Raw genomic sequence first — 13,009 nt, 5'->3', positions numbered from 1 at the left:
ATATTTTGCCTTACGTGACCGCGCCACGAACATGAAGCTGTGGATCTCGGTACTCGCCGCTTTCCACGACTTCTCTAAAGTGTTGAGCCGCCAGCCAAACGTCTTCAAAGCTAAGGTAAAGTGGCGTAAAGCCAAAGCGCATTAGCCCCGGCTCACGGTAGTCGCCGATAACACCGCGAGCAATGAGCGCTTGAACGATAGCGTAACCGTTTTGGGTGTCGATAAGTGATACCTGACTACCGCGCTGGCTGGACGCCGGGGTGATATCTTCAATACCGTGGCGGTGAAAAATATCGCCTAAACACGCAAGAAATAACTCACTCATTGCCACGCTTTTAGCTCTTACGGCTGCCATGTCGACCTCGGCCCACAGGGTTAGAGAGGCTTCCAGCGCTGCGTAAATGATGGCTGAGTGCGTGCCTGTGCGGAAATGAGAAATATCGTTAGCCGGGATATAGTCAGCATCAAACGCAAAGGGCGATGCATGCCCGTGCCAACCGGAAAGCGGTTGCCAGCCTTGGTCTTGATAGTTGCTATGCACGTAAAGAAAAGCCGGTGAGCCAGGGCCGCCGTTGAGATATTTATAGGTACAGCCCACCGCATAGCGGGCGCCGCTCCCGTTAAGGTCGATCGGTAGCGCGCCTGCCGAGTGAGCCAAGTCCCAAATCACTTCAGCGCCGTGTGCGTGTACCAATCGAGTGGTGGCCGTTATATCGCGAAGCTTGCCGGTGCGATAGTTGACCTGGCTAAGCACTACCACTGCCACGCCGTCCAAGTGCTCTGCCAGGTCGCTATTTTCAGGAAGAAAACGATGCTCTGCACCGCTTATCCGGCAAAAACCCTGGGCGATATATCCATCGGTAGGAAAGTTGCCACCCTCGCTAAGCACCGCTTTGCGCTCTCCCTGGCGCTGGCCGATGATATAGCCAAGCAGCTTGAAGATGTTCAAAGTAATATTGTCCGTAACGGTAACTTCACCGCGCCGGGCGCCAATCACCGGCGCTAATAGATTGCCTAATCGCTCGGGAGCGTCAAACCAACCCTGGTTCCAGCCCTTAATCAGCTCGTCACGCCACTGATCCAAGGTATCGTCCACGGCCTTTTTAGCAGCGATGGGCTGAGCGCCAAGGGAGTTACCATCTAAGTACAGCACGCCTTTCGGTAGGGCGAAGCGGCGCTTAAAATTGGCTAAAGGGTCGTTTTGATCCAGCGCTTGAACACTGGTAAGACTCACCCCATTTTGGTTTTTACTCATATCACTACTCCCGAAAATTGCTTAGATTGCCTCGTTCGTCGCTAGTTTTTTTGCTTGAGGTTCGCCTAAATCCCAGAATACGCCAGCGGCCATCTTAAGTCCCTGCTCAACGATGGTTTCAAGCAGGTGTTCGTCGGGCGCATGCTGATTGCAAGATGGGTAGGAGTGGGGCAGCCAGACCGTCGGCAAGTTGAGTGCCTCCGAAAAGCAGTGATTGGGGATCGTGCCACCCAGGTTAGGCAAAATATGCGCGTCTTCTTTAAGGCTTAGACGGGCTGATTTCGCCACAAAGCCGACCCACGGATGATGAGGGTCTAGCCGAGTTGCGGTATAGCCACCTAACATTTCAATCTGAATAGCCTTAAAGCCGTGGGTATCAAGATGCTGGCGTAAATGGCTTTCTATGGTCTGCCAGTCAGTCCCTTTCACAAAGCGCAGCTGTAGAACGGCTTCAGCGCTTTCAGGAATCGCGCCCACCGGTTTGTCTGTTCTGCCTGCGCTCATGCCTAAAATCTCTAACGTGTTAGTGCCATACAGGCGCTCGCCATCGCTAAGCTGGTTTTCACCCCACGCGGGGTTGATCGTCGGGTCGTTTTCCCCGCCACCTACCGGCAAGTCGCGAATGAGCTGGGAAACCTCTGCTGGAATCGCCGGTGCTTTGAGGAAGCCGACTTGAATTCTGCCTTCTGCGGAGAGCAGCGTGGCAATGGCGTTACAGACCACGACGGCAGGGTTGGTGATGATGCCGCCCCAGTTGCCAGAATGACGGCCGCCGTTGCCGGTCGCCAACGAAAGCTTTAGCTGGAGTATGCCCCGCGAACCAAGAAATAGCGTGGGCATATCGTGGCGGATGCGTGGGCCATCCGAGGCGAGAAATAGGTCGGCTTTCAGCGCTTCCTTATACGCAAGGCAGGCCGCTTCCAGACCTGGTGAACCGATCTCTTCGCTCATCTCAAAAAGTATTTTGACGTTATAACCCAGCTTACCCTGGCGAGCCTTGATCACCGCCTCAAGGGCGCTGAGGTTAACGCTGTGCTGGCCCTTATTGTCAGCCGTGCCGCGGCCATAAACGCGACCGTCAATGAAGGTCAGTGCCCATGGGTCGATGCCATTGGCCCATTTGTCTTCCTGACCATCGGTGACATCGCCATGGCCATAAAGTAACAGCGTAGAAAGCGCGGGGTCTTCTATACGTTGGCCGATCAACAGGGGAGGCTGGCCGGCGCTTGGGTTAGCAATGATCTGGCAGTCAAACCCTAGCTCGGTTAGCAGTGGCGACATTTCATTGTTCAAGTAGTCGTGCAGAGTGTCTTGACGCGAGGGGTCTTGGCTGACCGTTTTAAGCGCCACTCGGCGTGCCAGGCTGCGATAAAAGTTGCCGTTGGTAAGCTCGTTAACCGCCAGTTGAAGCGCGTGTTCGCGACCTGAACGCTGCGTTGTATCCATGAACCCCCCTTATGGTCGTTGGAATGTTGGAAGTCGTCGAAAAGAACTGTGCGTAAGACGCCACTAAAAAAGAGTAATTCTTGGCTACCTTTGCGACTATTATGAATCTTTCAAGTACTCTTTCTAATCATTAGAAATCAGCTGCGCTCGCCAGGCGTTAATCAAAAATGGGGAAGAGCACGATGCAGGAACTCAACTTGCGCTTTTTTCACAGCGTGGCTAAAACGGGCTCGCTTTCTGCCGCGGCAGAAGAGCTGCACGTTGCCGTCTCTGCGGTGAGTCGTCAGGTCACGAACCTTGAGCAACGCCTGGATATAAAGCTGTTCAATCGTCAGCCTCGCGGCATGCAGCTCACCGAAGCGGGCAGGCTGCTGCAAGCCTATGCGCTGCGTAACCAGTTGGAGGTCAGCAGCGTCATCGAACAGATGCACGACGTGATGACGCGCCAGCAGCGTAAAATCACCGTGGCATGCCCCGATGGTATGGCCTGGCATTTTCTGCCCAGCGTTATCTCTGAATTTATTACTCAATGCCCGGACACGTGCTTTGATCTGCATATGGTGGATTCAGTGCGCGCCTCGGAACTCGTTAAAGAGGGTGAGGCGGATATTGCCCTGACCTTTAGCCTTTCACCGGATATCGGTATTCACGTCGTCTCTAGCCATAACGCGGCGATCCGGGCGCTGATGTCCAAACATCATCCTTTGGCCAGCAAGGCTGAACTGCACGTGGCAGATCTGAGCCAGTATCCGCTTAGCATGTCCTTGAATGGGTCCACCATGCGCTATTTGTTTGATGTGGCATGCAGCCTTTCAGGTATCAGCATACAGCCCAGCTTTTCCTGCGACTCGCTGGGCGCTACTTACACTATGGTGTGCGAGCACCCTAATATGGTTGGGCTGTGTAGCGCCGTGGCGGTGAGCGGTAAAACGCAAGCGCAAGGCTTGGTGTTAAAACCGCTGCTGGAGCCGCAGCTGGCGCTTCGCAGCCTTCAAGTGCAGGTCATGGCAGAGCGCCAAATGCCTGCTCACATGAAGGCATTTCTGAGCTTTTTAAACCACCGGCTTATCACTGCCTCGCAATAAATCTCGGTACTGTTGCGCTAAAGGGGCCTTAAAAAGGCCCGTAATTAATGCTGACCGCAATAGCCACGAAGGCGCTACCTGCGGCGATCCAAAGTATCACCAGCGGCAATACAAACTTGAACCACTCCACATAGGAAATACGAGCGATAGCCAAACAGGCCATTAGAGTGCCGGAAAGCGGCGTAACAATATTAGTCACAGCATCGCCTAGCTTGAAGGTAATGAAGGTGGACTGACGGGTTACCTCAAGCATGTCGCCAATGGGCACCATAATAGGCATGACGATCGCCGCCTGCCCTGTGCCGGAAGTAATAATGCCGTTAAAGGTCAGGTTAAAGAGGTAAAGAAGCTGCATCGCCATGATTTTGCCGTGACCATCCAGCGAGCTGGCGACGCTATGTACAATGGTGTCAATCAGCTGGGCCTGCTTGAGCAATACGATCACGGCTGCCGCTACCCCAACGACCAGCGCGCCATACATCACTTCACCCGCGCCATTCATCAGCCGCTTGATAAACGCATTGGGCGATATTTTGCCGACTGCGGCGGTAATAATTCCGAGCATAAGAAAGGTCGCGGAAAGCTCCGTAATGCCCCAGCCAAACGAAAAGCCGCCGTATAAGAAGAACGCAAAGGAGGCGGCAAACATCGTTAAAATAACTTTGTGGGAAAAAGTGAAATCAGGCGCAGCATCGGCTTCCTGGGCTTCGCCGGTCGCGCTAACCGCTACATTTTCAGCGTTGCTGTTAGCCTGTTTGCTCTTAACTCGCTTGGCGTAATGGCAAATATACGCGGCAGTAATAGCGAGAAAGACCACAAAAATCGCACTGCGGTAGACAAAGCCTGAGAACAAAGGCAGCTCGGCAATGGTCTGCCCGGTAACGGTTACCGTGGGGTCGAAAACGCCGGCGGCAAAGCCCGCATAAGAGCCCAGAAAGATAATCGCTACTCCAACAATAGGGTCAAGTTTCAACGAGCGCGCCAGAAACAGGCCGATAGGAATAAATGCAATGGCTAGGTTCGCGCCCACACCCACGGAGGCTAGCGTTGCAAATGTGGTGCAGAAAATCACGATGAGAATGTTTTGCCGACCCTTGGCTAGGCCAATCATGCGATGAATACCGGCGCTAAGTGCGCCCGTCGATTCGATAACCTTAAGAACGCCACCGACGATCAAAATCAGAAAGATGACGCCAGAAGCCGCCACCAATCCTTTATGAATGGAGGTAAATAAATCCATTAAATTTAGTGACGGAGCCGTGATATAGCGAAAGCTATCGGTAGATACCTGCGTCAAGCCATTAACGCTACTTCTCTCGTAAGTACCGGCGGGAATGAAGTAGGAGGCAATCAGCACTAAAATCATGAAGCCGAACAAGATGATAAAGACATCTGGCATCGGTAGCTTTTTCTTTTTGTGCTCTATAGCGCCGATTTCGCTTGAGTTTGCCTTTAAGGACATCGTTGTCTCCACTTCAAGAGGATTGTCATTTTAATAATGAGGCATATACGGAAGGCATATTTATATGAAAATCAACCTACCAAGTAAGGCTAAAGTGGACAATTGTGGATTAATCAAACGTGTTTTCTATTTTTGGTAAGTGAACCCTTAGTTAGAAGATGTCCATGGCATACAGGCTTGTAGGTAATTCCTAGTGAGTATATGATTCGTATATGTTTCGTATGCTTTGAGGGTGTGCTTATGGGAATTGTGAAAATAGATGACCAGCTACATGAAGATATTCGCAGGGCCAGCGCTGTTATGGTGCGCTCTATTAATGCGCAGGCGGAATATTGGATAAAAATCGGCATGTTGGCTGAGACCAATCCAGGCATGACGTTTTCTGAGATTGTGCGAGAGCAAATGAAGAAAGCCGATATTAATGTCGGGGAGGTGGTCGGTGGCTAAAGTGATTCTGAAAAGTGAAGAGGAACTGCGCCTAATGCGCGAGGCCGGTCGACTGCTTGCATCGGTATTCAACTATCTTGATCAGCGCATTGTGCCCGGTATTTCTACGATGGATATCAATCATTGGGCCGAGCGATATATCGTTGATGATCTGCAGGCCCGCCCCGCAAGTAAAGGGCAATATGATTATCAGTATGTGCTCAATTCGTCGGTTAATCAGGTGGTCTGCCACGGCGTTCCATCCGATGCGCAAACGCTTAAATCAGGCGATATTGTCAATGTCGATATTACCTTAGAGAAGGGCGGGTTTATTGCCGACTCTAGCAAGATGTACATGCTGGGCGATGTAAAGCCCATAGCAAAACGGCTGGTTGATAAAACCTACGAAGCTATGTGGCAAGGAATAAACGCTGTTAAGCCCGGCGCTACGTTGGGTGATGTGGGCTATGCGATTCAGCAATATGCTGAAAATAGCGGATACTCGGTTGTGCGTGAATACTGCGGCCACGGTATTGGTCGGGAAATGCATGAAGAGCCGGAAGTGCTGCACTATGGGCAGAGAGGAAAAGGCCTTGTTCTAAAAGAAGGCATGGTGTTTACCATTGAGCCTATGATCAATCAGGGCAAGGCTAAAATAAAAACCAAGAAAGATGGCTGGACGGTCGTCACCAGTGACAAAACACTGTCGGCGCAATGGGAGCATACGATTGCGGTTACCTCCCAAGGTTTTGAGGTATTAACGCTGCGTGATGAAGAGCGGCCTGGGTAACGGCGAGCCTCTTAACTCAACCAATGATGGGTATCCTAATAATTAGGGTGTGATAGCTAATATTCTATGATGACTATTATTTACATATTGCTGTTATCGCTACTGGCAGGTGCGGCGATTTTGTATCTGGTCTTTCAAGATATTGCACCGAGCTCAAAGCTTGAGATGCGGGGCATGCCTGCCCTAGGTGCAGTGGCGGGTTTTTTGTTGGGCTTGATCGGCAACATGATGCTTCTGGGCGGTTAACAATAAGCCTGAATTAGCGGTAGGTTTTTATCTTTAAATAAAGGACAATTAATAATCATTTTTATTAAGGATACAGACATGCCTGCAACCTCTAAATCGTTGATTTTAACTGCTGCTGGCGTTGTAGTGTTGGGGGGCGGGGGATATTTAGGTGCGCAGGCGGTAGTGGGTAATGAGGTTGAAAAGGCGCTTACCCAAAGCTTTGCGCAGATGGATGACTCGCTTTCTTGGTACGCAAGGGATGTGACGATTGATAAAACCCTGTTCAAAACAACGGTGACCGCAACGATCGGCATGGTAGGTGTTGAAAATGCCAACGCGCAGGTAAACCTGCTGGTCGATCATGGCGTTATTAAAAGCCCGATCACGGGTACGATTCATCCGAATGAACAGTTTGTAACGGGTGATATCGACGTTGACTTGGTGGCCACTCGCAGTTCGATAAACGGCCAGCTTACGTCTAGTTCTTTAAGTACGGTTGATGTCGACAGCACGCTTCATGATCTGGTGGTGGATTTAAATCGTGAAGAGCTCAATGCCTGGAATGTTGAAGGGCAGGCGCGTGAGGTCCTCATTAATAATGAAAACGACTCGGTGCGGATTATATCGCCTCGCGCTACGTTGCATACACAAGGAGATGAGAACCGTGTAATGCAGCAGTCTTTGGCAATACCCAGAGCTGAGTTTTTGGCGCAGGGTGTCAGCGTCTATATGACAGATATAGCGCTTGAAGCTGAGTCTGAATCCGTGGGTGATTCGCCAATTGTTAATTCAGGTGCCTCTTTCACAGTCGCCGATATGGGTACAGACGATACATCTATAGGTAGCATTTCGTTTGAGATGACGGCCAATAATTGGGATGTACAGGCCTTTCAGACGTTGCAAGAAGCCTATGCACCGCTGGAAGCAATGCGTTTAGAATACGAAGAAAGCGGTGAGCGAGGTGATGAGCAAGAAGAGCGTGAACTGCTAACCCAGGCTATCGAGAGCGGCTACGATGTACTGATTGCCAATCCGTCGATTGCCTTCCAGCCTTTGGAAGCACATGTTGTGCTGCCTATGATGGGTATCGACTTCAAGCCGCGCCTCACGGCCGATATAAGCTTTGATGGAGCCAATCTTTCTAAACCTGCCTTGTACAGCGCGCTTTGGGATGAAGAGCTGCCGCAGCCTGAGCTGTTGCAGGCCTCAGATGACGTGATGAGCGAAGCCGACGCACTGACGTATCTTGCCAATCGAGTGAGTCTGGATGTCAGCCTGACAACGCCTCCTGATCTCGTTATCGGTATGATTCCAATGCCGTTTGCAGGCTTGTTAGACCCGACAAGTGATATGCAGCACGTTGTGTGGAAAGACGGCACGTTAACGGTTAATGGTCAGCCTGTGATGTAACACGCTTGAAAGGTGCGGAGATTATGAATGACATTATCTTCGCACCTAATCATCTCAAGGACTTCTGGAAAGATTGCTTTTCAAAAATAGCTCTTCTACGTATTTAAGCAAGTTCGGGCGTTGGAGCGTCCCTAAACGTCACCTGTAACTCACTCACCAGCATTTCAACGTTGCGTAGTGCTTGAGCAGTAGACGCGGCCAGCACTTCGCCACCTATTTCCTGCCCCTCAATGGCAATGTAATGCAGCCGGGTAATACCCATAAACTCAAACGCTGAGGCCAGATTTGGCTCCAGATGGTTCATGTGCGCCATTGCTTCGCCGGGTGCCATATCCACGCCGCCTCTGGCGGTGAGAACGACGGCATGCCGCTCTCGGTCGGTGAGCTTGGCGATGTAAGGATCGTCCGGTTGGGTCTTGTCAATATCGACCGTTCGCCCTGGCCTAATTACCTGATCGACCCATGCTTTGAGGCTTGCGGGCATGCCGAAGTTGTAGAGCGGCGTGCCAATGACCACGATATCCGAAGCAATCAACTCATCAACCAGCTGGTCGCTTTCGACTAGTGCATCCCTCATCCAGGGTTCTCGTTGCTCTTCAGATGTGAAAGTAGATGCAATCCAGTCGTGATTAACGATGGATGGTGGGCGTTGGCCTATATCTCGATAGGTGATCACGTCTTGCGGGCGGCGTAATTGCCACTGACTGACGAATCGGTGGGACAGATGGCGACTATGCGAGCCGTGGTGGTCAACGCCTGCAATGCCGGGGCGGGCGCTCGCATCTATATGTAGGACATGTGACATGTTGTGTCTCCAATTGTGAGCTGAATTCATCTATTCTTAATCGTAGATGCAGCTTATGCCGTGCTTATAAGCTTCAACAAACGATCATTTCTTGCCGCTATAGATGAGTAAAATTCACTTATGAGTCATCGCCCATTACCTTCACTTTCGGCGCTTCGATCTTTCGAGGCTGCTGCCCGTCATGAAAGCGCCAAGCAGGCGGCACAGGAGTTGTCGGTGACGGCCACCGCCATTAGTCATCAAATCCGGGGGCTTGAAAGGGCGTTGGGAGTGTCTCTCTTTGTTCGAAAGCCTCGTCAGTTGGTACTGACACCCCAGGGTCACGAGCTGTTTCAAGTACTGGAGACCGCGTTTGATAGCATCAGCAATGTTGTTGGGCGGCTGAACGCTGCGCAGGTTCGTCATCCCGTAACGCTCTCAACAACACCAGCGGTGGCGATGCGCTGGTTGCTTCCCTGGGTGTGTATGCTGCGCGATGCTCATCCCGATATTGATCTGCGCGTTCATGTCTCTCATGAGCCGGTAGCATTGGATGCGGCAACAACCGATATTGCGATTCGCTATGGCGATGGACGCTGGCCAGGGCTAGTGGCAGAGAAGCTGTTTGATAATACCTTTGTACCCGTCTGCAGCCCACGCCTTGGCTTGAGCGATGTAGCTCAGCTGCCTTCACATTCACTGATCCACTTCTCGGCTCAGGGGGAAGTATCTACTCGACTTGATTGGGCTTTTTGGCAGAAACGGGCGAGGGTCGCGGGGCTTAACGTCAAAGCCGGGCTAGTGTTTTCTGACGAAACTCACGCTATTTCTGCTGCCGTCGGTGAGCAGGGAGTGGCGCTGATGAGCCGACAACTTATTAAGGATGAATTGCAGGATGGGCGGCTGGTACAGCCATTCGGTCCGGAATTAGAAGGCAAACCGTTTTTCCTGGTCTATCCAGAAAGCCGCCAGCACGATCCGACGATTCTGGCTATCCGGGATTGGGTGATGGCGGTGCAGGGTATGTTGACGAGAGTGTCGAAAGATATATAAAACCCTTTTATACAGTTATCCTTTTGTTCGTGGGTAATCCCCCATTTTTAGAGGGCTTCAAAAGTAGAGTTCAAGCCACCATGGCCAGTCTCTGTTGAGGAGTAATGCCTCCGAGGGCCATGTTGGGCCGTTCGTTATGATAGGTCCATAGCCACTGCGTTGCATATTCCTGAACTTCCTCAATGGAGTGGAATAGATAGTGGGCCAGCCAGTCGTAGCGCACAGTTCGGTTGTAGCGCTCGATATACACATTCTGCTGCCTGGATAAAGACCAAGGTAATGCTCCGCTTCTCAGCCCAGGCAGCCAGCACGGCACTGATGTATTCTGGCCCGTTGTCACAGCGAATCTGGGTAGGTTTTCCACGCCACTCGATGATCTGATCCAATGCTCGCATTACCCGCTCAGAGGGTAAAGACAGATCCACTTCAATGCCCAGGCCTTCCCGATTGTAATCATCGATCACGTTGAACAGCCGGTAACTACGTCCATCTTCTAGCTGGTCATGCATGAAATCCATGGACCAACTGGCGTTGATCACCGTGGGTACCACCAGCGGCTCGGGCTTTTCACGTACCAGCCGCTTGCGGGGCTTGATACGCATGTTCAGCTCCAGTTCCCGATAAATTCGGTAAATGCGTTTGTGGTTCCAGGGATAGGGATAGCCTTTCACGTTGCGCAGATACAGAAAACATAGGCCAAAGCCCCATTTGCGCTGGTGCTGAGTCAACCGCACTAGCAGGTCGGCAATCTCGGCGTTTTCACTGCTGAGCTTGGCCTGGTAGCGATAGCAGGATTCGCTGACGCTGAAGGTAACGCAGGCCACGCGAATGCTACAACGGGCCTTCGCAACCGCTTTGTATGCCATCTCATGACGGATAGATGGCTTTACCACTTTCCCTCCAGGGATTCCTTGCGCAGCTCGGACTTGAGACGCTCTTCTGAATACATCTTTTTAAGCCGCCGATTTTCATCTTCGAGCTCTTTCATACGCTTGATCATGGAGGTATCCATGCCGCCGAATTTGGCTCGCTACTTGTAAAAGCTAGCACTGCTCATGCCGTATTCACGGCAGAGCTCAGGAACAGGTAGGCCGCTCTCGGCTTGCTTTAGAATTGCCATGATTTGTCTGTCAGAAAAATGTGATTTTTTCATGCAGAATCTACCTGCGTTTAGCTCACGGAAAATTCTAATTTTGAGCACCCTGTTTTTTCGGAAAGATTACCCGTTGACAAGCACCGTTTGTTTAAAGCAGAAAAATAAAAATGGATATAAAAGACTACGTATTCACTTGGTTATACTAAAGTATATTCCTTTTTTATCAGTGCTTTACTAGATTATATTGATATATAAAAGTCATTGTATTGAATACGTAGTCTTTTTATTTTAGAACTGTTGATGTTGAGCGGTAAAGGGTAAAAGGTTTTACAGCGCAGCTGAGCATTTAAAAATCTGTCGCAAAAAACAATCACAATAGGAGCTAAATAAATGCATCACGTCTATCTTACGCCGCAAAAAGTGTCGGTAATGGCTGGGGCTATTGCCATAGCCATGGCTACCACTGCAACTGCGCAAGCTGAGCGCTCAATTGATGTCAGTTTGCCTCTTGGCCCTGATTCCCAGCAGGGGGTGGGGGTCTTGAAATTTGGTGAAGAATTAGAACGTCTCTCAGAAGGGCGCTTGACCATTGAACCGCACTACAACAATGCGCTGGGTGCTGAACGGGAAGTGGTTGAGGGAATGGGCTTCGGCATTATTGATGCGGGTATTACTTCAACAGGCCCGATGGGTGGCTTTGTTGACCAATTCCTGTTGTTTGATCTGCCGTATATTTTTGAAAATAACGCCCATGCTTATGCGTTTTTGGATAGTGAATACGGTGAAGAGCTGGCGACACTCGCTGAAGAACAAATGAACGTTAAGTTCTTAGCCTGGATGGAAAATGGCTTTCGCCATAACACAAACTCCGTGCGTGCCCTTAACACGCCTGAAGACCTTGATGGAATTAATCACCGTACCCAAGAGAGCCGGGTACAGGTAGATACCTGGGAGGCATTAGGCGCTAACGCGACACCAATGGCATGGACAGAGGTCTACACCGCACTTCAGCAGGGGGTCATGGATAGCCAAGAGAACCCTCTGGCGACTATTTATGATGTCAACTTTTACGAAGTACAGGACTACCTAAATCTAACGCAGCACGTCTACTCACCTGCACCACTGATGATGGGGTTAGACTTATTCAATTCGTTTAGCGAAGAAGATCAAACAATCATTCTTGAGGCCGCGCAAATTGCTTTGCCTTTTCAGCGTGAAGCAAGTCAGGAACTTGAACAGCGCTATAAAGTTCAGCTTGAAGAACTTGGAATGACGGTCACCGAGCCTGATCTTGCACCTTTCCGCGATGCTGTACGTCCGGTGATTGAACAATGGTCACCGACCGTAGGTGAAGACCTCGTTGAAGCGGCTCTGAATTTCGAATACTGATCCTCTGACAACACGCGGGGGATCTCCCCCGCACTTTCATCAATGGTGGGGCTGCTATGAAGTCTTTGCTAATACAGGTCAATAAAGCCATCGATCAATTTAATCGCGTGGTGGGGTGGGGCTTAGCATTTTTATTACTGACGATGACCGTACTGATTTTTTGGCAAGTGTTTGCTCGGTTTGTAGTGGGTAAACCGTTATTTTTCTCTGATGAAATAGCTCGCTTTGCAATGATTTGGTTAACCTTTATTGGTGCCGGATACGCCTACCGCAAAGGCACTTTGATTTCGGTTGATATCCTTCTGGAATATGCAAACGTGCGTTTTGCTTACGTATTGAGAGTGGCCGTTGTGCTTTGTTCGGCGCTATTTGCACTGATCATTGTGAAGTATGGATTTGATCTTGTGGGGCGTGTCTCTAATCAGACGGCCCCAAGTACACGCGTATCGATGATGTGGCCCTACATGGCGGTGCCTTTAGGGGGAATCGTGATTCTGGTTAACAGTGTTGCTCTGCTCATAGATGAAATCTTAGGCAAAGAGCATCTCAAACAGGCGGAGCATCAACCGCCGGAGGTCAGCTAAT

At 50.6% G+C, this 13,009-nt stretch carries 12 protein-coding genes and 1 pseudogene; 8 read left to right on the top strand and 5 right to left on the bottom strand.

Annotated elements, in window-relative coordinates:
• Positions 1–10 precede the first annotated feature (10 nt).
• Positions 11–1,255 (bottom strand): kynureninase, encoded by a 1,245-nt coding sequence (gene kynU, locus CIK78_RS12155; RefSeq protein ID WP_096280382.1) that lies wholly within the window; start codon positions 1,253–1,255, stop codon positions 11–13.
• A gap of 21 nt (positions 1,256–1,276) precedes the next feature.
• The gene (locus tag CIK78_RS12150) at positions 1,277–2,701 is read right to left on the bottom strand and encodes a M20 family metallopeptidase (protein ID WP_096280380.1); all 1,425 of its coding nucleotides are present in this window, start codon (positions 2,699–2,701) and stop codon (positions 1,277–1,279) included.
• Between the two features lie 182 nt (positions 2,702–2,883).
• On the opposite strand from CIK78_RS12150, the gene CIK78_RS12145 reads away from it, so the two are divergent.
• Positions 2,884–3,786, top strand: coding sequence for a LysR family transcriptional regulator (locus CIK78_RS12145; protein WP_096280378.1), 903 nt, complete (start codon positions 2,884–2,886; stop codon positions 3,784–3,786).
• Between the two features lie 28 nt (positions 3,787–3,814).
• Here CIK78_RS12145 and CIK78_RS12140 read toward each other — a convergent pair whose 3' ends face one another.
• Complete coding sequence (locus CIK78_RS12140) at positions 3,815–5,248, bottom strand: AbgT family transporter (RefSeq protein ID WP_096280376.1); 1,434 nt, start codon at positions 5,246–5,248, stop codon at positions 3,815–3,817.
• 240 nt (positions 5,249–5,488) lie between these two features.
• Between CIK78_RS12140 and CIK78_RS12135 the strand changes: the two genes are divergently transcribed.
• The 4 genes from CIK78_RS12135 to CIK78_RS12120 all read left to right on the top strand — a co-directional run bounded on the left by CIK78_RS12135 (position 5,489) and on the right by CIK78_RS12120 (position 8,102).
• Positions 5,489–5,695 carry a ParD-like family protein gene (locus CIK78_RS12135; RefSeq protein WP_096280374.1) on the top strand — a complete coding sequence of 69 codons (207 nt, stop codon included), beginning with the start codon at positions 5,489–5,491 and terminating at the stop codon, positions 5,693–5,695.
• The gene (gene map, locus CIK78_RS12130; protein ID WP_096280372.1) at positions 5,688–6,464 is read left to right on the top strand and encodes a type I methionyl aminopeptidase; all 777 of its coding nucleotides are present in this window, start codon (positions 5,688–5,690) and stop codon (positions 6,462–6,464) included. Before CIK78_RS12135 ends, map begins: the two co-directional genes overlap by 8 nt.
• Positions 6,465–6,530: 66 nt before the next feature.
• Complete coding sequence (locus CIK78_RS12125; RefSeq protein ID WP_225734516.1) at positions 6,531–6,710, top strand: hypothetical protein; 180 nt, start codon at positions 6,531–6,533, stop codon at positions 6,708–6,710.
• A gap of 78 nt (positions 6,711–6,788) precedes the next feature.
• A complete protein-coding gene (locus tag CIK78_RS12120) occupies positions 6,789–8,102 on the top strand; it encodes a DUF945 family protein (RefSeq protein ID WP_096280370.1) in 1,314 nt (437 codons plus the stop codon).
• Between the two features lie 103 nt (positions 8,103–8,205).
• On the opposite strand, the gene CIK78_RS12115 is transcribed toward CIK78_RS12120, so the two are convergent.
• Entirely contained in the window at positions 8,206–8,907 is a 702-nt protein-coding gene (locus CIK78_RS12115; RefSeq protein ID WP_096280368.1) for an NAD(P)H-dependent oxidoreductase, read from the bottom strand.
• A gap of 120 nt (positions 8,908–9,027) precedes the next feature.
• On the opposite strand from CIK78_RS12115, the gene CIK78_RS12110 reads away from it, so the two are divergent.
• Positions 9,028–9,939: a LysR substrate-binding domain-containing protein gene (locus tag CIK78_RS12110; protein ID WP_096280366.1), complete on the top strand. Its 912-nt coding sequence runs from the start codon at positions 9,028–9,030 to the stop codon at positions 9,937–9,939.
• A 70-nt stretch (positions 9,940–10,009) separates the two neighbouring features.
• Here CIK78_RS12110 and CIK78_RS12105 read toward each other — a convergent pair.
• A pseudogene (locus CIK78_RS12105) lies at positions 10,010–11,092 on the bottom strand (IS3 family transposase).
• Positions 11,093–11,425: 333 nt separating this feature from the next.
• Here CIK78_RS12105 and CIK78_RS12100 point away from each other — a divergent pair.
• Positions 11,426–12,424, top strand: coding sequence for a TRAP transporter substrate-binding protein (locus CIK78_RS12100; RefSeq protein ID WP_096280364.1), 999 nt, complete (start codon positions 11,426–11,428; stop codon positions 12,422–12,424).
• Positions 12,425–12,480: 56 nt separating this feature from the next.
• Positions 12,481–13,008, top strand: a complete 528-nt coding sequence (locus CIK78_RS12095) for a TRAP transporter small permease (RefSeq protein ID WP_096280361.1) — start codon at positions 12,481–12,483, stop codon at positions 13,006–13,008.
• The last annotated feature ends 1 nt before the right edge of the window (position 13,009 follow it).

It is taken from the genome of Halomonas sp. JB37 (assembly GCF_002332255.1).
Classification (GTDB): domain Bacteria; phylum Pseudomonadota; class Gammaproteobacteria; order Pseudomonadales; family Halomonadaceae; genus Vreelandella; species Vreelandella casei.
Note: the sequence above shows the minus strand (reverse complement) of the source record. Positions and strands in the feature narration are given on the sequence as shown.

Coding starts and splice junctions, on each gene's coding strand:
- kynU (WP_096280382.1), bottom strand. CDS start 1,255: ATGAGTAAAAACCAAAATGGGGTGAGTCTTACCAGTGTTCAAGCGCTG.
- CIK78_RS12150 (WP_096280380.1), bottom strand. CDS start 2,701: ATGGATACAACGCAGCGTTCAGGTCGCGAACACGCGCTTCAACTGGCG.
- CIK78_RS12145 (WP_096280378.1), top strand. CDS start 2,884: ATGCAGGAACTCAACTTGCGCTTTTTTCACAGCGTGGCTAAAACGGGC.
- CIK78_RS12140 (WP_096280376.1), bottom strand. CDS start 5,248: ATGTCCTTAAAGGCAAACTCAAGCGAAATCGGCGCTATAGAGCACAAA.
- CIK78_RS12135 (WP_096280374.1), top strand. CDS start 5,489: ATGGGAATTGTGAAAATAGATGACCAGCTACATGAAGATATTCGCAGG.
- CIK78_RS12125 (WP_225734516.1), top strand. CDS start 6,531: ATGATGACTATTATTTACATATTGCTGTTATCGCTACTGGCAGGTGCG.
- CIK78_RS12120 (WP_096280370.1), top strand. CDS start 6,789: ATGCCTGCAACCTCTAAATCGTTGATTTTAACTGCTGCTGGCGTTGTA.
- CIK78_RS12115 (WP_096280368.1), bottom strand. CDS start 8,907: ATGTCACATGTCCTACATATAGATGCGAGCGCCCGCCCCGGCATTGCA.
- CIK78_RS12110 (WP_096280366.1), top strand. CDS start 9,028: ATGAGTCATCGCCCATTACCTTCACTTTCGGCGCTTCGATCTTTCGAG.
- CIK78_RS12100 (WP_096280364.1), top strand. CDS start 11,426: ATGCATCACGTCTATCTTACGCCGCAAAAAGTGTCGGTAATGGCTGGG.
- CIK78_RS12095 (WP_096280361.1), top strand. CDS start 12,481: ATGAAGTCTTTGCTAATACAGGTCAATAAAGCCATCGATCAATTTAAT.